Consider the following 19,555-nt stretch of genomic DNA (forward strand, 5'->3'; position numbering starts at 1 on the left):
GTATGACAGCTGGATGACACATCGTCATGAAAGTGAGCCGGCCGTCGTCACAAATCGTTAACGGGCTGCATCGGGCAGGCGCGGCAGGATCGCCCGGAAGGTCGCGCCCTGGCCGACCACGCTCTCGATCGTCAGGCGGCCGCGATGGCGCAGGACGATGTGCTTGACGATGGCGAGGCCAAGGCCGGTGCCGCCGGCCTCGCGGCTCGCGGCCGTGTCGACCCGGTAGAAGCGCTCGGTCAGGCGCGGCAGGTGCTCCGGGGCGATGCCGGGGCCGTCATCGCGCACGCTGAGGCTGGCCTCCTCGCCGGATATCGCGACGGTGATGCCGACCTCGCCGCCACGCTGGCCGTATTTGATCGCGTTCTCGACCAGGTTCTCCATCAGCCGCAGCAATTCGTCGCGGTCGCCGGCGACGGTGACGGGCTGCTGCGGCACGTCGAGCTTCAGCGTCACATCGCGCTCGCGCGCCATCAGCACGAGCGAGTCGAGGATCTCGCGGGCGATGCTGGAGAAGTCGACCGGCGTCTCCGGCGCGAGATGGGCGCGCAATTCGATGCGCGACAGCGAGAGCAGGTCGTCGACGAGACGAGCCATGCGCAGGCCCTGCTCCCGCATGATCGTCAGGAAGCGGTCGCGCGCGGCGGCATCGTTGCGCGCCGGGCCCTGCAGGGTCTCGACGAAGCCGAGCACGGAGGCGAGCGGCGTGCGCAGTTCATGGCTGGCATTGGCGACGAAATCGACGCGCATGCGCTCGGTCATGCGCTGCTCGCTGAGATCCTCAAAAGTAAGGAGCACGGCCCGGCGCCAGCCGCTGCCGGCGAGCGCGGCGATATGAATGCGGAAGGTGCGCTCGACCGGGACGCGCTCGATCAGCTCGATGGCGCGGCGGCCGCCATGGCGCGAGACCTGCTCGATCGCATCGATCAGGTCGGGATCGCGCATCACCAGAGCGAGCGGCTTGCCCTTGGCGAGCGCCGTGACCAGCGCCGGAGCCGTCGGGCTCAGCGCCTGGATCACGCCCTGCGGGTCGAGCAATACGGCGGGAACGCCGATGGCCTCGATCAGCGCCGCCGTGACCGGCGCCTTCGGGTCGACCAAAGCGTGCATGCGGTTCCTGCCTTCCGATGCGTGGCCTGCGGCGAGGCGTCATAGGCCGGAGCGGTGGTGCAGCGCAATTCCCCCCGCGCGGAACGAAGCGCTATTCGCCGGCGATGGGGCCCGACAAGCCGAAACCCGGGCCACCGGGAGACTGAATGCCGCCGAGGAGCTGGATCAGCTCGGCCTGGCGGCGCACCCCCGTCTTGGCGAAGACGGATTTGAGCTGGCCCCGCACGGTTTCGGGCCGGATGCCGTGGCTGCTGGCGATGCCCGCGACCGTGCCGCCCGACAGGAGCAGCCGCGTGACCTTCGCCTCTGCCGGGCTGAGATCGAACAGCGCTTCGAGGATGGCCGCGGACGGCGCCGCGCCACGCCCGACTTCGGTGAGGTAGAACAGCTGGGCCGCGCCGGAGAAAACGTCGAGCCCGGCCCGCCTGAGCGGAACCAGATGCGCGACGAAGGCGGGCCGCCCGCCGGTCGCCCGGATCGGGAACGACAGCCCGGCGTCCCCTGCCACGTCGAGATGCAGCTGCAGGCGCTCATTCGCCGCGGGATCGGAGAGACGCACGCGATCGAAGGCGCCGATCTCGAACGCGCCGCAAGCCATGATCAGCTCATTGGCCGCAAGCACGCTATGGCGGCCCGTGATGATGGCTGCCGGCAGGCCGATCAGCTCCAGTGCCGCCACGCTGGCACGCGCCCGCTCGAGGCCAAGACGCGCCGCGATGATCGAGGCCCGCGCCAGATGCGGCCGGAACTGGTCGAGCGCGGCGGCCGTCTCGCGCGGAACCGGGCCATCGGCGTAGAGGCGCTCGATCGAGAAGACGATGCTGTCGCCGCTGGTCGAATGGATCGAGGTGCCGACGCACCAGCCCCAGCCGCGCGGCCTGAGGAAATCGCGATAGAACGGATCCTGCTCCAGCTCCTCGGGCGCAATCGCGTCGAGGTCGGTCAGGAAACGCGGTTCGTAGAGCGGGACCAGGCGCTTGCCTCGCAGATTGTCCGCGACGAAGGGCGAAGCGACCCATTCGGCCGCGACCGCGTGGATGGCCTGCGAGGAGGTCCACTGGAACCGGCTCGGAGACGCCGCGAACAGAATCGTGCCGACGCCACCGGCTCTCGCCGCCAGCCGGTCGAGCACATCAGCCCATCGCTCCGGCACGACGGCAGCCTCGTAAATCTCGTCGATGAGGTTCGTCGCGTCCACCACTCCCCCCGAGCCGGCGGCTTCCTCGACACAGGCCCGGCAGAATCGAGGTGGCGTCGACCAGCGGCCGCGTCAAGGACGAGCTCGCTCGATCAGGACAGATGAGGCGGCGTCAGATCTCGTGCCGCCGGATGCGCCGGATCATCTCGTTCAGCGCCAGCAGCGCCAGCGCCAGGATGAAGGGCAGGATGTAGTAGATGATGCGGAAGAGCAGCAGCGCGCCCAGCACCTGCTCGAAAGGCAGGCGGCTGAGCGCGATCAGCATCGTCGCCTCGAAGACGCCGAGCCCACCCGGCGCATGGCTGGCGATGCCGATCAGGCAGGCGAAGATATAGGCCGCCAGGAAGCTCTCATAGGGCAGGTTGTGTCCGCCCGGCAGCAGCACATAGAGCACGGCGGCGGCAGCGCAGACCTCGGCAGCGCCCAGCAGCATCTGCGCCAAGGTCACTCCCAGCCCCGGCAGCGGCAGGTTCCAGCCGCTGACCCGCAGGGTGCGCTCGCCGGTCGCGACCCAGAAGAGATAGCCAGCCGTGCCGATCGCAACGGCGGCGCCGACGGCCTGGATCACCAGCGGCGAGGTCCGCGCCAGCACGGCGACCGACTCCGTCGCATAGAACAGGCTGGCGCAGAGGATCATGCCGAGCCCGAGCCAGAAGGTCAGGCCGGCGATGACGGTAAGGCTCGCGACCTCCGAGGCGCGCACGCCCTTGGACGAATAGACCCAGTAGCGCACGGTCCCGCCGGTCACGATCGGGAAGCCCAGCGTGAAGGCGACGGAATAGCTGGTGAAGGAGGCGAGCGCCGTCGTCCGATAGGGGATCGACAGGCCGAGCCGCCGCAGCGCCAGCGCGTCATAGCCGGTGAGCAGCAGATAGCTCAGCGCGGTGAAGCCGAGCGCCAGCAGAAGCTGGCGCTGGCTGGCATTGGCGAAAGCACGAGCAAGTTCGCCGGGCTCGATCTCGCGGACGATGTAATAGAGCACCACCAGCGAGGCGGCGAAGATAACCGAAGAGGCGAGCGGACCGAGCCACCACCAGCGGCTGCGCTTGCGCAACGGCATTCCTGGCTCCTGCGGGCCGAACGACATCAGTGCTCTTGTCGGGTTGCGCACGCACGCAGAACGCGGCGAGCAAGGCGGGTTGCTGGCGGCTGGCCTGGCGGCCGGACCCGAGAGATAGCGCCTTCGCCGCGATGCACAAGACAGGACAGCGCGACGAATGCGCGCCATGAGGCCGGTGCAGGACGCGCCGGCCTCATGGCGACTATGGTAGATGATCAGCCCTCCGCTTCCATCGCCTCCTGGAAGAAGGCCTCGGGATCGTCGACCTCGACTAGCCGCCGCCTGTCGATCCGCCAGAAGCGGTTGCCGACGGCCCGGACGAAGCTGCGATCATGCGAGACGAGGAGGCAGCTGGTCTCGCCGGCGGCGAGCTCGGCCTCCAGCGCCTCCTGCCCCTCGATGTCGAGATGGTTGGTCGGTTCGTCCAGCAGGTAGAAATTCGGCCTGGCGAGACGCAGCGCCAGCATGGCGAGCCGCGCCCGCTGCCCACCGGAGAGCGCGCCGATCGGCCCGGTCTGGCGATCGATGGCGATGCCGGCGCCGGCGAGCAGGCCGCGGGCCGGCTGGTCGCCAACATCGAAGCGCCGGCTGATCAGCCCGTGCGGGGTATCGGTATCAGGCAATTCGGCGAGGCTCTGGCTGGCGTAACCGAGTACCAGCGACGGCGTCGCCCGGATGCCTGCCCGATCCTCGCCGCGAATGGCAGCGTGGAGCATGGCGATGAACAGCGACTTGCCGGCGCCGTTGAGGCCGAGCAGCACGACACGATCGCCCGGGCTGATCCAGCGCTTGCCGCTCCTGAACAGCAACCGCCCGTCCGGCGTCTCGACCGTGACGTCGTCGAGCTCGACCAGCGCCCGCACATGCGTCGCGCTGCTGGCGAGCCTGATCGCCCCGGCGGAGCGTTCGCGATGGGCCGGACGCGCCGTCGCTTCGAGCTCGTCAGCCCGGCGCTTGAGCTGCTTGGTCTTGCTCAGCAGGAGATCGCTGCCGGAATTGATGCCGAGATTGTTCAGCTTCGCCGCCTGGCGCCGCATCTGCTGGACGGCCTTGAGGTCGCGCTCGTGCTGGCGCGCCTGCGCGGCATCGGTCTCGTCAAGCGCTGCACGCGCCGGCGAATAGGGCAGCGCGAACAGTTGCGAGCGCTCCTGGCGCAGAAACAGCGTCCGGTTGGTCGCGGTGTCCAGGAAGGCGCGGTCATGGCTCGACAGGATTACCGCCATGTCACGCGGCAGGGCGGCGAGCCAGCTCTCCAGCAGGCCGATGCGCGCGAGGTCGAGATGGTTTGTCGGCTCGTCGAGCAGCAGCAGGTCCGGCTCGGCGATGCCGGCGCGCGCGAGCAGGACGAGCCTTTGCCAGCCGCCGCTCAACTGCCGCAGTGGACGCCGACGCAACTCCGTCGGCACCGACAGCGTATCGAGCGCAACCTCGACGCGCCAATGCTCGCTCTCGCGTTGCTCGGCCGGCAGCTGGTCGAGCAGCAGTTGGTCGACGGGTTGGTCCAGCAGTTGCGGCGGGGAATCCTGCTCGACATGGCCGATACGCAGGCCGCGCGAGCGCGTGATCTCGCCGGCGGACGGTTCGAGCGAACCGGCGAGGCAGCGCAGCAAGGTCGACTTGCCGCGGCCATTGGCGGCGACAAGGCCGAGGCGGTCGCCGGCCACGAGGGAGAAGGAAAGATCGGAAAAGAGCGGAGCGCCCAGCGTGACGCCGAGATTGCGTGGGGTGATCAAGGTCATGGTCGGTCTCTGGAACTGCCCGAGCCGCGCGCCATCATCCGGCCGGGGACCCTGCCCCGAGCATCACGAATGCGGAACACCTGGCTCGATAAGGGAATGGACGTAGCTGACCGAGCTCCGGGCTCGATGACGCTACGCCCTCACGAAGGGCAGACCAGGAAGAGACCTAAAACGATCGCCTGTGCGGTCAGCCCTGCAAGCCGGCTTGCAGGGCCTGAACGGGGCCGCGCTGACGATGGTGACGAAAGAACGTGATCACGCAGCCCTCCTTGGCTCGTGGGGATCGATCGTCGAGAGCTAGCGCCAATCGCCGGGATGTACAAGCCAGCGCGCCTATTCGCGATAGCCCACGAACAGCGCCGCCAGCCCGAAGACGGCCGCAGCCGCGCAGCTGCCGAGCCAACCGCTCCAGGCCCAGCTCAGGCCGGCCAGGGCCGAGCCGAGGGCGCCGCCGAGGAAGAAGATGCCGACGAACAGGCCGTTCAGCCGGGCGCGCGCCTCCGGTTGCAACAGGTTGACTGCGCGACGGCCGAGCGTCTGGTCTCCGACGACGCCGATATCGAGCAGGATGATGCCGAGCACGAGCCCGGCAAGGGCCACCGGCATTGCGAGATGATCGCTCGTTCCGGCCCAGCCCAGCAACGCGAGCGCCGCCAGCATCAGGAGATGGCTCACTACCGTCGCAGGCCTCGACCAGCCGCGATCGCCGAAGCGCCCGAAGACCGGCGTCGCCAGCGCGCCACCGGCGCCGGCCAAGGCGAACAAAGCGATGCCGCGCTGGCCGAGCAGGAAGGGTGGCTGGACCAGCCGCAGGGCGACGACCGTCCAGATCAGGCTGAAGCTCGCCATCACCAGCGCTGCCGACAGCGCCCGCCGCCGCAGCACCTGCTCCTGGCGCAAAAGATGCCAGAGCGAGGCGAGAAGAGAGAGATAGCTCGCCCGCGCCTCCGGCTGGCGGCGCGGCAGATTGCCCGCGAGGACCAGCGTCAACAGCGCCATGGCGCCCGCGCTGACGGCAAAGAAGGCACGCCAACCCCAAGCATCGGTGATGAGGCTGGCGAGCGGCCGCGCCAGCAGGATGCCGACCATCAGCCCGCTCATCACATCGCCGATCACAGCGCCGCGCCGCGCCGGAGACACCATCGCAGCTGCAATCGGCACCAGGATCTGAATGGCGGAGCAGGCCGCGCCGAGGGCAGCCATCAGGACGAGCAGTGCCGGCAGCCCCGGCGCGAAGGCCGCCAGCGCCGCGGTGAGGATCGCGCATGACAGCATGCGCAGGACCAGAGCACGGTTCTCGACGAGATCGGCGAGCGGCACCAGCAGGAGCAGGCCGGCGGCGTAGCCCAGCAGCGGCGCCATCGCGACGAGGCCGCTCGCCGCCTCCGGCAGCCCGAAGCTCGCGCCGATTGCCCCGACAAGCGTCTGCGGCGCGAACAGGTTGGTGACGATGACGCCGACCGCGACGGCGAACAGCAGGGTCAGCGCGGCCGACAGCCCATGTTCCTCGGGCGCCTTCGGCAGGGATGGGCAGAGGGCCTGATCTTGGGCAGACACGATGACAGCTCCGACATAGGGACTCGCATATCGTCGGAGAACTTTATTCGCCTTGAGCATTATGCTACAAATCGATTGTCACTATAATGATTATGCGGTTCTGCTATGAATTTGCGCGATCTGGAGGCCTATGTCGCGGTCGTCGAGACCGGCTCGATCATCGGCGCCTCGGCCAGGCTCAACCTGACGCAGCCCGGCGTCACCCGGCGGATCCAGAATCTCGAAGATGGCCTCGGCGCGGTCCTGCTCGACCGGCAATCGAAGCCCTTGCGGCCGACCGGTGCCGGGCGCGAGGCCTATGAGCAGGGCTTGCGCGTGCTGCGCTCGGTCGCCGACCTGAAGGCCGGCGTCGCGCCCGAAGGCCAGCTTCGCGGCGAATTCCGGCTCGGGATCATGCCCTATCTGTCGGAGGCCGCGCTGGCGGTGCCGCTCGACAGGCTGCGCGCCGCCTTTCCGGAACTGACGCTGCGCATCACCATGGGCTGGTCGCCGCAACTGCTCGAACAGACCCTGCGCAACGAGCTCGACGCGACCGCGCTCTGCCTCGCCGACGGACTCGCCCCACCGGATGGGCTGGCCTGCGACGATCTCGGCCCGCAGGAGGTGCTGCTGGTCGCGGCGCCGTCGCTAAAGGTACCGCGGCCAGCCGATCTCGCCATGCTGGCCGGCTATCCCTGGGTGATGAACGCCAATGGCTGCGGCTTCCGCGCCTCCATCCGCCAGCAATTCGAGGCGGCGCATCTCCACTTCCAGGTCGGGGTCGAGGCACTCAGCGCCGATCTGCGCCTGTCGCTGGTCGCGCGCGGCCATGGCATCGGCATCGTCACGCCGGCCGCCCTCCAGGACAGCCCATGGCGTGAGGCGGTCGAGATCATCGACGCGCCCGATTTCCGGCCGCGCGTGCGCTCTTGGCTGCTGCATCGCCCGCCGGCCGGACGGCTGGCGCAACCGATCGCCCTGTTCCGGCAGGCGCTGCTCGACGGGCTGCGCCCCGGGCTCGGCCTGCTCGCCTGATCAGGCTGTCTTGCGGAAGATGCGCAGAGCCTTGAATTCGCCGATCTCTTCGACCGCGCGGGACTTGGCCCAGTCCGCGATGATGGGCCTCGCCGCCTCATAGGCGAAGGAGCCGGTGTAGAACAGGATATAGCCGCCGGCATCGGTCTGGTCGGAGAAGAGTTGCATCACCTCGAGATCGGTCAACGCGCCATAGGCGTCGTTCTTCTCGCTGCGGAACTCGCAGGAGTGAAAGAGCGTGACGATGTCGAAGCGCGGCAAAAGCCGCGCATTGCTGGTGTAGATGTCGCCGAAATAGGCGCTGTAGGTCTTGGTGATCGTCGGATTGTCGATCGCGAGCTTGACGAAGGCCTCGTATTCCTTGGGCGAGGCGGTGATCCCGAGCACGGTGCAGTCCAGCTCGGGCTCGGCGCAGCGGATGCCGATGTAGTGATGGCCGCCGGTGCCGAAATGGTAGATGCGCTTGCCGGTCAGGCCCTGCTCTTCCAGCCATTCGACGAAATGCACGTCGCAGGGGCACTGCTCGACCCGCAGGCCCCAATAGACGTCCCAGATGTTCAGCATGCGATGGCTCCGTTTTTGAAGAAGGCCGGTCCAGCCGGCGCGGATGGGAAATCGTGAACAGGCACAAGCGTCAGCCGCCGCCGGCTTCGACCCGTGTGGCCGAGCGCGGCATGTCGGACGAGGCGATGCGGGCGACGCCGCCGGCGCGGCGCATGGTGAGGTGATGATCGGCGGCCTCGGCAAAGCCGGGACTCTGGCCGATCAGCAGCATCACCGCATCCGGCCGCGCCGCCCTGAGCCGCGAGAGCAGTTCGAGCGCCGCCTCGGTCTCGAGCCCGCTCGTCGCCTCGTCGAGCACGAGAATGTCGGGCTTTGCCAGTTCGGCCCGTGCCAGAGCGAGGCGCTGGCGATCGCCGGTGGTCAGCGCCTTGTCCCAGTCCTGCGCGAGATCGATTTGCGACACCAGGCCCGAGAGGCCGTAATGCCGCAATGCGGCGGCGGCCTCTCCATCGCTGTGCCCGCCGATCGGGTCGAGCGCGGCGCGCAGGCTGCCTTCGGAGAGATGCAGATGCTGCGGCAGCACGGCGATGCGCGCCCCATCCGGCAGGGCCACCGCGCCGCGCCCCCAGGGCCAGAGGCCGGCCACCGCTTGAATCAGGGCGGCCTTGCCGTGGCCGAGCTCGCCGGCGACATGCAGCGTCGCCCCGGCGGGCAAGGCCGTCGAGACATCCGCGAGCAAGGTGCGGCCGTCGCGATCGGTTAGGGTCAGCTCGTCCAGCCGCAAGCCCCCGTCTTCGCTGGTGAGGACGGCGATGTCGCTCTGCGCCGCACCGGCCTCGATCGCACCGAGCGCGACGGCAAGCTCGTTGACGCGCCGCGCCGAAGCCAGCCATTCGGCGATGCGCATGAAGTTGTCGAGCACCCAGTTGAAGGCGTTCTGCACGGCGACGAAGGCGGCAGCGACCTGGACGACATCGCCGAGCGACATCTCGCCGGAGAGGTATTTCGGCGCCGCCAGCAGGAGCGGTACGACGGGAACAAGGGCCCCGCTGCCATTGGTGATCCAGGTCAGGCGGCCGCGCTGGCGGATCATCGCGAGCCAGCGCGTCACCAGCGTGTCATAGGTCGCGGCGACGGCGCGGCGTTCGCCGGTCTCGGCCCGCGACAGCGCGATCGTCTCGCCATGGTCGCGGATGCGCATCAACGAGAAGCGCAGGCGCGCCTCGCCCTCGTTACGGGCGGCGATCAGGCGCGGCAGCGGTCGACCGACCCAGGTGATCAGGCCGGAGACCAGTACGGCGTAGATGATCGCCGCCAGCACCATATAGGCGGGGATCTCGAAGGGAACGCCATGGGCCTCGACGCTGAGCGAACCGCCGATCGACCAGAGGATGCCGATGAAGGTGATCGCGGTGATGACCGCCGAGAGCAGGCCGATGGCGAAGTCGACGACCGGCTCGGTCGCCCAGCGGACATCGTCGGCGATGCGGTATTCGGGATTGGCCGGCTCGTAGCCGGAGAGGCCGAGGCGATAGAAGCGGCGCTCGCCGATCCAGCCATCGGCCAGCTTGGCGGTGACATAGGCGCGCCAATGGACCTGGAAGGTCTCGCGCGAGATCAGGATGATAACGCCGAGGCCGGCCGCGATCAGCACCAGCACCGGGAAGACGGCCATGGCGATCAGCGCGCTCTCGCCGTCCTTCTTCTCGAGCGCGTCGAAGAACCAGCCGTTCCAGCGGTTGACGGTGACGTTGGCGAAGACGGAGAGGATGATCGCGCTCGCCAGCGTCAGCGACCAGAGCCAGGCCCGGCCGGCGGTGCCGCCGCGCCAGAAGCCGCCGGTGAGACGGGCGAAGCTCTTGGTGACCTGCCAGTCGGATGGCGGGCCGGCAGGCACGGTGTTCGGTTCGACGGCCTTCAGCACAGTCGAGTGATCCCCCCGGATCGCGACATCGGAGGCGGCACCAGCCGGGTGTTCCCGGTCAGGCTGCGCCACCATGCCGCTTAGCCGGCGGGGGATGAACTGTGGCTGAATGGAGTTGGCACTCCATTCAGCCTGAGCCAGACCTCACACCGCTGCGTTCGCAGGCTCGCCCAGCATTTTTGCCAGGCTTTCAAGCAGCTCGCGCGAGCCCTCCTCACGCTGGACGGGAGCGTCCTTGCCATCGAGATAGGCTCCCTGCTCGGTGAAGACGAACCTGGTGCCGGTCCCCTCGAGGACGAACTCCATGGTCAGCAGCGAGCCCGAGATCGGCGCGCCGTCGATCGTCATCGCGTAGGCGAGGATGATGCGCTCGTTCGGCTGGATCACCTGATAGACGCTGTCATTGGTGATCGGCGGGCCGCCCTGGAAGCGGAAACGGCTGCGCTCATGGCCGCCGACGCGGAAGTCGGCATCGAACTGCTCGACCTCCCAACCCTCGCCCTCGGCGAACCAGCGCCGCTTCTGCTTGGGATCGGAAAAGGCGGCGAAGACGCGAGCCGGGGATGCGGCATAGCTGCGCTCGAGGGTGAAGCTGGCATGGACGACGGGATTGCTGGTCATGGTCTTGTCCTTTCGATAGCGGTGGTGAGGGTTGGCGAAGCCGGACTATCGGGAGAGCCGGCATCACCGGGATCGCGTGGGAAGAACTGGAAATAGGGCTCGGCCTCGGCCAGAGCGCGGGCATAGGACGGCCGCGTGCGCAGGCGCTCGAAATAGGCCCAGAGCCGCGGATGGCTGTCGCGGAAGGACAGCGCACGCTCGGCATAGAACAGCGCCGGCGCGGCCGCGCAGTCGGCCAGGCTGAAATCGTCGCCGAGCGCCCATTGCCGCCCGCCGATCTCCGCCTCCAGCACGTCATAGGCTGAAGCGAGGGTCACCCTGGCCTCGGCGACGCCGATCGGGTCACGACTGCCTTCCGGGCGCAGCCGGTCGAGCACCACCTTCTGCATGGGGATGGCGACATAGAGATCGAAGAGCCGGTCGAGCCGCCGGACCTCGAGCGCGGCGACCGGGTTCTCCGGCAGCAATGCAACCGGACCGGGATAGTGCAGAGCGAGATACTCGATGATCAGGCTGGTCTCCGGCACCAGCTTGCCATTGCTGTCGTCGCGCAGCAGAGGGAACTTGCCGATCGGCCAGAGCTTCAGGAAATCGGCGCGCTCGGCGGAATCGCCGAAATTGACGAGCTGCGGCGTGAAAGGCGTGTCGTTCTCGTAGAGCGCGACCAGCGTCTTCTGGCAGAAGCCCGAGAGCGGGTGGAAATAGAGCGTCAGGGACATGACTTTGCATTCCTGCTTCTGGAAAAGCGGGTTGAAACGGAGATGGTTGAAGATTGGTGCAGCTCAGGCTGGCGCCTGCTCCTGCGCGAGATAGTCCGCCAGCCTGTCGAAGCCGATGCGCGAGCCCTGCTCGCGCCAGTCGGGCCTGTCATGGCCGTCGAGGAAGGCAGCCTGCTCGGTGAAGCAAAGCAGGGTGCCGGCGCCATCGCGATGGAACTCGATCGTCGCCAGCGAGATCGACAGGCGAATATCGTCGCGCAGCAATTCGTAAGCGTAGATGATGCGCTGCTCCGGCAGGATCTCCTGGAATGTCGCGTTCATCGCGAAGACACCGCTTTCCGCCGGAGCGCCGCGCATGGTCTCGCGGCCGCCCTCGCGGAAATCGAGTGTATGCTCACCGAGCCCGCCCTCGTCATGGCAGGCCGACCAGCGCCGCTTCGCCACCGGATCGGCGAAGGCGGCGAAGACGCGGGCCGGGCTCGCATCGTAATGGCGCTCGATGGTGAAATCGGCATGGACAACGGTCCGTTCGGTCATTGTCCGTCTCAGTCCTTCAAATCCTGGTCCTGCTCGGCCAGGAAGGCGCCGAGCCGGTCGAAGCGTCGCTCCCAGAGGGCGCGGCGCTCGCTGATCCAGCGCTCCGCCGCCCGCAGCGCCTGCGTGTCGAGCTGGCAGGTGCGGACCCGCCCGATCTTCTGCGTACGCACCAGCCCTGCTCCTTCCAGAACGGCGAGATGCTGCACCACAGCCGACAGCGTCATCTGCAATGGCTGGGCAAGCTCGCTGACGCTCGCCGGCCCCTCGCAGAGCCGTTGCACCATCTGCCGGCGGTTCGGGTCCGCCAGCGCCTGGAACATCAGATCGAGCTGGTCCGGTTGGTGAAGCATGCACTTAAGTATCCTCACTCACATGCCCTGTCCAGCAGAAACTTTAGAGATTGCTAAAGTTTCTTTCCGGGGAACTCCACCCGCAGCCGACACATTGCTCCCAGGGGTCCGAGCGGCTATGAATCCCGGCACGCTCCCTCACGCCGCGTGCGCCTTTTCACCGTCTGCGCCAGCCGCCGGAGCTTTGATCATGCGCATCGAGAACGATCCGAAACTCGACTTCCGCGACGTGCTGATCCGTCCGAAGCGCTCGACGCTCGGCAGCCGCGCCGAGGTCGACGTCAACCGGAGCTTCCGCTTCGCGCATACCGGCCGCGAATGGACCGGTTTCCCCCTGATCGCCGCCAATATGGACGTGGTCGGCACCATGGCGATGGCACGCGCGCTGCTGAAGCACGGCGCCATGGTCGCCCTGCACAAGCATTACGATGCCGACGAGCTGATCGCCTTCTTCAAGGAAGAAGGCTCGGCGAACGCCTTCTATTCGCTGGGCACGACCGATTCCGACCATGACAAGCTGAAGGCGGTGCATGCCAAGGCGCCGATCGACAAGATCTGCCTCGACGTCGCCAATGGCTACACCGAGAAGTTCGTCGACACGGTCAAGGCGACGCGCGAGGCCTTCCCGAACGCGGCGATTATGGCCGGCAACGTCGTCACCGGCGACATGACGGAAGCGCTGATCCTGGCCGGCGCGGACATCGTCAAGGTCGGCATCGGCCCGGGTTCGGTCTGCACCACCCGCAAGATGACCGGCGTCGGCTACCCGCAGCTCTCGGCGATCATCGAATGCGCCGACGCGGCCCATGGCCTCAAGGGCCTGGTCTGCGGCGATGGCGGGCTGACCGTGCCGGGCGACGTCGCCAAGGCCTATGGCGGCGGCTCCGATTTCGTGATGATGGGCGGGATGCTCGCCGGCCATGACGAATGCGAGGGCGAGATCCGCTACGAGACCTATGACGGCGAGAAGGTGCCGGTCGCGATGGTGTTCTACGGCATGTCCTCGGACACGGCGATGAAGCGGTATTCCGGCGGCGTCGCCAAATACCGCGCTTCCGAGGGCAAGACCGTCGAGGTGCCCTATCGCGGCCCGGTCGAGGGCACGATGCAGGAGATCATGGGCGGGGTGCGCTCGGCGATGACCTATATCGGCGCAGTCCGGCTCAAGGAGATGCCGAAGCGCACCACCTTCATCATGGTCGGCAGCCAGCTCAACACCGTGTTCGGCAATTGAGCCAAACCGACGTCGCCATCATCGGCGCTGGCCCGGCCGGACTGATCGCGGCCGAGCGGCTGGCGCAGGCCGGCCACACCGTCGCGATCTATGAGCGGATGGCCTCGCCGGCGCGCAAATTCCTGCTCGCCGGCCGCGGCGGGCTCAACCTGACGCATTCCGAACCGCTCGACGCCCTGCTCGGTCGCTATGGCGCGGCACGGGCCTGGCTGGAGCCGGCGATCCGCGCCTTCCCGCCGCAAGCGCTGCGCGACTGGGCCGATGGACTCGGAGCGGAGAGCTTTGTCGGGTCGAGCGGACGCGTCTTCCCCAGGGCGATGAAGGCCTCGCCGCTGCTGCGTGCCTGGCTGGCGCGGCTCGATGGGCTCGGCGTGCGACTGGTGTCGGGCCGGCGCTGGATCGGCTGGGACGAGAGTGGCGCGCTGCGCTGCGCCGCTCGCGAAGGCGGCGAGGAGATTGTGAGCCCGCGTGCGACGCTGCTGGCGCTCGGCGGCGCAAGCTGGCCGCGACTGGGCTCGGATGGTTCCTGGGTAGAGTTGCTTGCCGAGAAAGGTGTCGTGATCTCGCCGTTGCGACCTGCGAATGCCGGCTTCACCGTCGCCTGGTCGCCCCTGATGCGTGAGCGCTTCGTTGGCACGCCGCTCAAGCGGATTGCGTTGAGCTTCGCTGGCCAGCGCGTCATGGGCGAGGCGATGATCGATGCTGATGGCATCGAGGGTGGGGTGATCTATGCGCTGTCGGGACCGTTGCGCGAGGCGATCGCCCGTGATGGGGAGGCGATGCTGACCATCGATCTGCGCCCGGACCTGACCGAGACCGAGATCGCAAACCGGCTGGCCAGGCGCCGCGCCGGCGAGACGCTGAGCAACCATCTGCGCAAGGCGGCCGGGCTTTCCCAGGTGGCAGCGGCCGTGCTGCGCGAGACGGCGAGCGGGCCGCTGCCGGCCGAGCCTGAAGCACTCGCGCACCTGATCAAAGCCGCGCCCTTACGTCTGACCGACATGGCCTCGCTCGCCCGCGCCATCTCGACCGCCGGCGGTGTCCGGACCGAGGAGATCGACCTAGATTTCATGCTGAAGCGTCTGCCGGGTGTGTTCATTGCCGGCGAAATGCTCGACTGGGAGGCGCCGACCGGCGGCTATCTGCTGCAGGCCTGCTTCGCGACAGGCGTCGCAGCGGCGGAAGGGATCGGGCGCAGGCTCAATTCAACCGCTTGAGCTTGTAGAGCGCTTCAAGCGCCTCGCGCGGCGTCATCTCGTCGGGGTCGAGCCCGGCGAGCGCCTCGCGCAATTCATCGGGACCGGTGTCTGGCGTCACTGCCGGCACCGGCTTGCGCATCTGCACCGCGAAGAGCGGGAGATCGTCGACCAAAGCCGCGACCGGCTTTTCGCGCTCGCTCTTCTCAAGCTCGGAGAGGATGGCGCGAGCGCGCTCGACCACGGCCAGCGGCAGACCGGCGAGCTTGGCGACCTGAATGCCGTATGAGCGATCGGCCGCGCCCGGCACGACCTCGTGCAGGAAGACGACCTCGCCATTCCATTCGGTGACGCGAACGGTGGCGTTAGCGACACGGTCGAGCCGCTCGGCCAGCGCCGTCAGCTCATGGTAATGCGTCGCGAACAGCGCGCGGCAGCGATTGGCCTCGTGCAGGTGCTCGATCGCGGCCCAGGCGATCGAGAGACCGTCGAAGGTCGCGGTGCCTCGGCCGATCTCGTCGAGGATGACCAGCGCCCGCGGCCCGGCCTGGTTGAGGATCGCGGCGGTCTCGACCATCTCGACCATGAAGGTCGAGCGGCCCCGTGCCAGATCGTCAGCGGCGCCGACGCGCGAGAACAGCCGATCGACAATGCCGATATGGGCATTCTGCGCCGGCACGAAGGAACCCATCTGAGCAAGCACCGCGATCAGCGCGTTCTGGCGCAGGAAGGTCGACTTACCCGCCATGTTCGGGCCAGTGATCAGGCAGATGCGACCGTCGCGGCCTTTGCCTGACGCGGACAGCTCGCTGTCATTGGCGACGAAGGGCTGGCCCTGGCGCTTCAGCGCCGCCTCGACCACGGGATGGCGGCCAGCCCTGATGGTGAAGGCGGCGCCGTCGTCGACCTGAGGCCTCGTCCAGCCGCCATCAATGGCAAGTTCGGCCAGGGCGGCCGCGACATCGATCACCGCGAGTGCCTGCGCCGCCGCCTTGATCGGCTCGGCCTGGGCGAGAACCGCCTCGGTCAGGGCAGCGAAGATCGAGAGCTCCAGCTTCAGCGCCCTGTCCGCGGCGGAGGCGATCTTGGCTTCGAGCTCGCCGAGCTCGACCGAGGAGAAGCGCATCGCATCCGACATGGTCTGGCGATGCACGAAGACCGCGCGCCAGGGCTCCCTCAGGAAGGTTTCGCCAACGGCCTGCGGCACCTCGACGAAATAGCCGAGCATGGAATTGTGCTTGATGCGCAGCGTCCGGCAATCGGTCTCGGCAGCGTAGCGCGCCTGCAGCTGCGCGATCACCTTGCGCGAATCGATCTGGAGCAGGCGCAGTTCGTCGAGCGCGGCATCGAAACCTTCACGCACGAAGCGGCCGTCGCGCTTCAGCAGCGGCAATTCATCCGCGAGCGTGGTGGAGAGGCGGGCCGCGAAGTCAGGATCGGTGCGGCCCAGCGCCAGCGCCGCCTCGCGCAGCTCGTCGGGCAGATCGCCCTGGCGCAGCAGCGCAGCAGCGACACCACGGGCGGCCTCCAGCCCGGCGCCGAGCGCTGCGAGATCGCGCGGGCCGCCGCGGTCGAGCGAGAGCCGTGCCAAAGCGCGGGCGATGTCGGGCACGCGCGACAGATCGCGCCGCAGCGCCTCGCGCAGCGAGGGCGTCTCGGCCAGCAGCGTGACGGCGTCGTGCCGCCGGCCGATGGCGGCTGAATCGGTCAACGGCCCGGCCAAACGCTCGGCGAGCAGGCGGCTGCCACCCGGCGTTTCCGTCCGGTCGATGGTGGCGAGCAAGCTGCCGGCGCGCTCTCCCGCGAGGGTACGGGTGAGTTCGAGATTGGCGCGGGTCGCCGCGTCGATCAGCATGGTCGCGCTCATGCCCTCGCGGACGGGCGGCGACAAAGGCGGGCGGGCGCCGAGCTGGGTGCGCTCGACATAGGCGAGAGCGGCGGCGGCGGCGGCGATCTCGGCGCGGCTGAAGGCGCCAAAGGCATCGAGCGTGGTGACGCCGAAGAACTCCTTCAGCCGCCGCTCGCCGGAGGCGGGATCGAGCCCCTCGCGCGCCAGCGGCGTCACCGGCGCGGCGACATCGCGCCAGAATTCCTTGAGCTCGGGGTCGTCATGGATCGCATCGGGGCAGACGATCTCGCGCGGCTCCAGCCGGGCAAGCTCGACGGCAAGGCCGCGCTGGTCGGTTTCGAGCACAGCGAAGCGGCCGGTCGAGATGTCCACGGCCGCGATACCATAGGCATAGGCCTCGTCCGAGAGCCGGCGCCGCGCGACGGCGACGAGCAGGCTCGCCCGGCCGGGATCGAGCAGGCGCTCCTCGGTGATGGTGCCGGGGGTGACGAGGCGGACGACATCGCGCTTCACCACCGATTTGGCGCCGCGCTTCTTGGCCTCGGCCGGGTCCTCGGTCTGCTCGCAGACGGCGACGCGATGGCCGGCGGCGATCAGCTTCTGCAGATAGTCGTCGGCGCGCTCGACCGGGACGCCGCACATGGCGATGTCCTCGCCCAGATGCTTGCCGCGCTTGGTCAGCACGATGCCGAGGGTGCGCGAGGCGATCTCGGCGTCCTGGAAGAACAATTCGTAGAAATCGCCCATCCGGTAGAACAGCAGGCAGTCCGGATTGTTGGCCTTGATCTCGACGTACTGCGCCATCATCGGCGTGACGCGGCCGGCGTCGGCCGCAGCTGCGGTCCTGGCTTCCGCGATATCGTCTGGCTTTGTGTGGCGCATGGGGCGCGCACGCTAGCAAATCGTGCCGGCAAGGCCATCCGTTAGGACTGCTTTCAACATATTTAAGCAGGGTCGATGGGCTGTTCCCGGCCAAGGCCCCCCATGTCGCTGTTCATAAACCTGATCCAGAGCCTGTCTTTCCTTTTGCTTGCGGCCCTGATCCTGACGGCGGCTGCCAGCTGGATCGACCAGCGCCCGCTGCTGCGCCAGCTCGCGGTTGGTCTTCTGTTCGCCGCCGGCGCCCTCTGCAGCATGGCCAATCCCTTCGTGATCCAGTCGGGGCTGGTGGTCGATTCGCGCAACACCTTCGCGATCCTGGCAGGGCCGATCGGCGGGCCGATCGCGGCGCTGCTGACTGCCGTCCCGCTGGCGGTGGCGCGCTACAATCTCGGCGGCGTCGGTATGCCGACCGGGATCGCCGGGATCGTCCTGCATGCGGTCGCGGGCGTGATCTATGCTGCCTGGCTCGGCCGACAGAAGCGCTCGCTGACGCTGCGCGATCTCGCCTGGCTCAGCCTGATCAGCGCCGGCTGCCTGGTCGCCTCGAACATCTTCATGCCGAACTGGGCCGCGGCCGAGCGCTTCCTCACCGAGGCGGTGCCGATCATGATCGTCGTCGGTACGCTCGGCACCGTGCTGGTCGGGCTCGTCCTCAGCAATGACCGCGAGCGGCGCGAGACGGCCTATCGCTATAAGACGCTGCTCGATCATGTGCCCGGCACGCTCTATCAGCGGATCGATCAGCCAGACGGTGAGCGCCGCTACCGCTTCGTCAGCTACCGCCTGGACGAATTGCTCGGCATAGGTCGCGAGGCGATCGAGCGCGATCCCGAGGTTCTCCTGTCGAGAATCCTGCCGGAGGACCGGCAGCGCTGTTCGTCGACGAGCGAGGAGGAGCAGACCAATGAGTTCGGGCACCGCCGAACCGAACTGCGCTACAGCGCAGCCGACGGCGCCGTCGTCTGGCTGCGCAGCGAGGCGACGGGGCGCCGCCTGCCCGATGGCACCACGATCTGGGACGGCATCCTGCTCGACGTGACGACCGAAAAGTCGCTCGCGACCGGCCGGCAGGAGATCGAGACGTTGCGCAAGGCCGCGCTTGAGGAGCTCGCCGTCAATCTCGAAGTGACCGTGGGCAAGGCACTGCACCGGGTCGGCGAATCCGCCCGCAGCATGCTCGAAGCGGCCCAGGGCATGGCCGCCAATGCCGACCGCACCACCGCCCGCGCCGGGGAAGCGACGGAGCAGGCCGAGCTCGCCTCGCAGCGCGTCGGCAGCGTCGCCCATGCGGCCGAGCGGATCGACGCCTCGATCCGCGAGCTGACGCGCCAGACCGATCTCGCCGCCGAGACCGCCCGGCAAGCGGCCAGACATGTCCGCTCGACCAGGACCGATGTCGACGGGCTCGCGGTCGCTGCCGACAAGGTCGGCGCCGTGCTCGCCTTCATCGAGGACATCGCGGTGCGCACCAATCTGCTCGCGCTCAACGCGACGATCGAGGCGGCGCGCGCCGGCGTCGCCGGGCGCGGCTTCTCGGTGGTCGCCGGCGAGGTCAAGAATCTCGCCGAGCAGACCCAGCAGGCAACGCAGGACATCGCCGCGACGCTGCAGGAGATCCGTGGCGCCGCAGCGGCAGTCGCCGACGCCGTCGGGCAGATCGAAGGCACGATGGGGACGATCGAGACGACCTCGGACGCGATCGCACAGGTCGTCACCGGTCAAGGCGCGATCGCTTCGGGCATCGCTCTCGACGCCCAGGCCGTCGCCGGCTCGGCCGCCACCGTTACCGAGAACGTCGCCAGCGCCGGAGGCGAAGCCCGCGCCACCGGCGAAGCCGCCGTGCGCGTCGTCGCCGCGGCGCGCCTGGTCAGCGAGCAGGCGGTCGAGCTCGACCGCTATGTCGGCGACAGCGTCGCGCGCATGCGCGCCGGCCTCTAGAGGCTGTCAGTGACCATGGACAGGGTTTGGGTGAGGTCAAACCGTCCGAATGCCAGGAGCGTTGCGCAGCCGATACCGCTGGTATCGGCAAGCGATGCGACGCCGCAGTCGGCCGGTTTCACC

Annotated in this window: 16 protein-coding genes; 4 read left to right on the forward strand and 12 right to left on the reverse strand. The window is 68.3% G+C overall.

Going from position 1 to position 19,555, the window contains the following annotated elements:
• Positions 1 to 57: 57 nt before the first annotated feature.
• The 5 genes from AC1DS0_RS24780 to AC1DS0_RS24800 form a co-directional block, all read right to left on the reverse strand.
• Positions 58 to 1,110: an ATP-binding protein gene (locus AC1DS0_RS24780; RefSeq protein WP_476816884.1), complete on the reverse strand. Its 1,053-nt coding sequence runs from the start codon at positions 1,108 to 1,110 to the stop codon at positions 58 to 60.
• 91 nt (positions 1,111 to 1,201) lie between these two features.
• A complete protein-coding gene (locus tag AC1DS0_RS24785) occupies positions 1,202 to 2,308 on the reverse strand; it encodes a helix-turn-helix transcriptional regulator (protein ID WP_476816885.1) in 1,107 nt (368 codons plus the stop codon).
• A 112-nt stretch (positions 2,309 to 2,420) separates the two neighbouring features.
• Positions 2,421 to 3,368, reverse strand: a complete 948-nt coding sequence (locus tag AC1DS0_RS24790) for a lysylphosphatidylglycerol synthase domain-containing protein (RefSeq protein ID WP_476816886.1) — start codon at positions 3,366 to 3,368, stop codon at positions 2,421 to 2,423.
• Between the two features lie 215 nt (positions 3,369 to 3,583).
• Complete coding sequence (locus AC1DS0_RS24795; protein ID WP_476816887.1) at positions 3,584 to 5,107, reverse strand: ABC-F family ATP-binding cassette domain-containing protein; 1,524 nt, start codon at positions 5,105 to 5,107, stop codon at positions 3,584 to 3,586.
• A 333-nt stretch (positions 5,108 to 5,440) separates the two neighbouring features.
• Positions 5,441 to 6,667, reverse strand: a complete 1,227-nt coding sequence (locus AC1DS0_RS24800; RefSeq protein ID WP_476816903.1) for an MFS transporter — start codon at positions 6,665 to 6,667, stop codon at positions 5,441 to 5,443.
• A 102-nt stretch (positions 6,668 to 6,769) separates the two neighbouring features.
• On the opposite strand from AC1DS0_RS24800, the gene AC1DS0_RS24805 reads away from it, so the two are divergent.
• Positions 6,770 to 7,678, forward strand: coding sequence for a LysR family transcriptional regulator (locus AC1DS0_RS24805; protein ID WP_476816888.1), 909 nt, complete (start codon positions 6,770 to 6,772; stop codon positions 7,676 to 7,678).
• Here the strand turns inward: AC1DS0_RS24805 and AC1DS0_RS24810 are convergent, their stop codons facing one another.
• The 6 genes from AC1DS0_RS24810 to AC1DS0_RS24835 all read right to left on the reverse strand — a co-directional run bounded on the left by AC1DS0_RS24810 (position 7,679) and on the right by AC1DS0_RS24835 (position 12,333).
• Positions 7,679 to 8,242: a hypothetical protein gene (locus tag AC1DS0_RS24810; protein WP_476816889.1), complete on the reverse strand. Its 564-nt coding sequence runs from the start codon at positions 8,240 to 8,242 to the stop codon at positions 7,679 to 7,681. It abuts the gene before it with no gap.
• Between the two features lie 70 nt (positions 8,243 to 8,312).
• The gene (locus AC1DS0_RS24815) at positions 8,313 to 10,181 is read right to left on the reverse strand and encodes an ABC transporter ATP-binding protein/permease (RefSeq protein ID WP_476816890.1); all 1,869 of its coding nucleotides are present in this window, start codon (positions 10,179 to 10,181) and stop codon (positions 8,313 to 8,315) included.
• A gap of 69 nt (positions 10,182 to 10,250) precedes the next feature.
• Positions 10,251 to 10,727: an SRPBCC family protein gene (locus tag AC1DS0_RS24820; protein ID WP_476816891.1), complete on the reverse strand. Its 477-nt coding sequence runs from the start codon at positions 10,725 to 10,727 to the stop codon at positions 10,251 to 10,253.
• Positions 10,724 to 11,446: a glutathione S-transferase family protein gene (locus tag AC1DS0_RS24825; RefSeq protein WP_476816892.1), complete on the reverse strand. Its 723-nt coding sequence runs from the start codon at positions 11,444 to 11,446 to the stop codon at positions 10,724 to 10,726. The genes AC1DS0_RS24820 and AC1DS0_RS24825 overlap by 4 nt, the downstream gene beginning before the upstream one ends.
• Positions 11,447 to 11,509: 63 nt before the next feature.
• Positions 11,510 to 11,983: an SRPBCC family protein gene (locus AC1DS0_RS24830; RefSeq protein WP_476816893.1), complete on the reverse strand. Its 474-nt coding sequence runs from the start codon at positions 11,981 to 11,983 to the stop codon at positions 11,510 to 11,512.
• Between the two features lie 8 nt (positions 11,984 to 11,991).
• Positions 11,992 to 12,333, reverse strand: coding sequence for an ArsR/SmtB family transcription factor (locus tag AC1DS0_RS24835; protein WP_476816894.1), 342 nt, complete (start codon positions 12,331 to 12,333; stop codon positions 11,992 to 11,994).
• A 190-nt stretch (positions 12,334 to 12,523) separates the two neighbouring features.
• Here AC1DS0_RS24835 and AC1DS0_RS24840 point away from each other — a divergent pair, with 190 nt between their 5' ends.
• A complete protein-coding gene (locus AC1DS0_RS24840; protein WP_476816895.1) occupies positions 12,524 to 13,567 on the forward strand; it encodes a GMP reductase in 1,044 nt (347 codons plus the stop codon).
• Positions 13,564 to 14,784 (forward strand): BaiN/RdsA family NAD(P)/FAD-dependent oxidoreductase, encoded by a 1,221-nt coding sequence (locus tag AC1DS0_RS24845; RefSeq protein ID WP_476816896.1) that lies wholly within the window; start codon positions 13,564 to 13,566, stop codon positions 14,782 to 14,784. Before AC1DS0_RS24840 ends, AC1DS0_RS24845 begins: the two co-directional genes overlap by 4 nt.
• On the opposite strand, the gene mutS is transcribed toward AC1DS0_RS24845, so the two are convergent.
• Complete coding sequence (gene mutS, locus AC1DS0_RS24850; protein WP_476816897.1) at positions 14,768 to 17,494, reverse strand: DNA mismatch repair protein MutS; 2,727 nt, start codon at positions 17,492 to 17,494, stop codon at positions 14,768 to 14,770. The genes AC1DS0_RS24845 and mutS overlap by 17 nt on opposite strands.
• Positions 17,495 to 17,596: 102 nt before the next feature.
• On the opposite strand from mutS, the gene AC1DS0_RS24855 reads away from it, so the two are divergent.
• Positions 17,597 to 19,432 (forward strand): methyl-accepting chemotaxis protein, encoded by a 1,836-nt coding sequence (locus AC1DS0_RS24855; protein WP_476816898.1) that lies wholly within the window; start codon positions 17,597 to 17,599, stop codon positions 19,430 to 19,432.
• Positions 19,433 to 19,555 lie beyond the last annotated feature (123 nt).

The sequence above is a fragment of the Allobosea sp. P4_H5 genome (assembly GCF_056400825.1).

Coding starts and splice junctions, on each gene's coding strand:
- mutS (WP_476816897.1), bottom strand. CDS start 17,494: ATGCGCCACACAAAGCCAGACGATATCGCGGAAGCCAGGACCGCAGCT.
- AC1DS0_RS24795 (WP_476816887.1), bottom strand. CDS start 5,107: ATGACCTTGATCACCCCACGCAATCTCGGCGTCACGCTGGGCGCTCCG.
- AC1DS0_RS24790 (WP_476816886.1), bottom strand. CDS start 3,368: ATGCCGTTGCGCAAGCGCAGCCGCTGGTGGTGGCTCGGTCCGCTCGCC.
- AC1DS0_RS24855 (WP_476816898.1), top strand. CDS start 17,597: ATGTCGCTGTTCATAAACCTGATCCAGAGCCTGTCTTTCCTTTTGCTT.
- AC1DS0_RS24840 (WP_476816895.1), top strand. CDS start 12,524: ATGCGCATCGAGAACGATCCGAAACTCGACTTCCGCGACGTGCTGATC.
- AC1DS0_RS24815 (WP_476816890.1), bottom strand. CDS start 10,181: ATGGTGGCGCAGCCTGACCGGGAACACCCGGCTGGTGCCGCCTCCGAT.
- AC1DS0_RS24835 (WP_476816894.1), bottom strand. CDS start 12,333: ATGCTTCACCAACCGGACCAGCTCGATCTGATGTTCCAGGCGCTGGCG.
- AC1DS0_RS24825 (WP_476816892.1), bottom strand. CDS start 11,446: ATGTCCCTGACGCTCTATTTCCACCCGCTCTCGGGCTTCTGCCAGAAG.
- AC1DS0_RS24810 (WP_476816889.1), bottom strand. CDS start 8,242: ATGCTGAACATCTGGGACGTCTATTGGGGCCTGCGGGTCGAGCAGTGC.
- AC1DS0_RS24830 (WP_476816893.1), bottom strand. CDS start 11,983: ATGACCGAACGGACCGTTGTCCATGCCGATTTCACCATCGAGCGCCAT.
- AC1DS0_RS24805 (WP_476816888.1), top strand. CDS start 6,770: ATGAATTTGCGCGATCTGGAGGCCTATGTCGCGGTCGTCGAGACCGGC.
- AC1DS0_RS24820 (WP_476816891.1), bottom strand. CDS start 10,727: ATGACCAGCAATCCCGTCGTCCATGCCAGCTTCACCCTCGAGCGCAGC.
- AC1DS0_RS24780 (WP_476816884.1), bottom strand. CDS start 1,110: ATGCACGCTTTGGTCGACCCGAAGGCGCCGGTCACGGCGGCGCTGATC.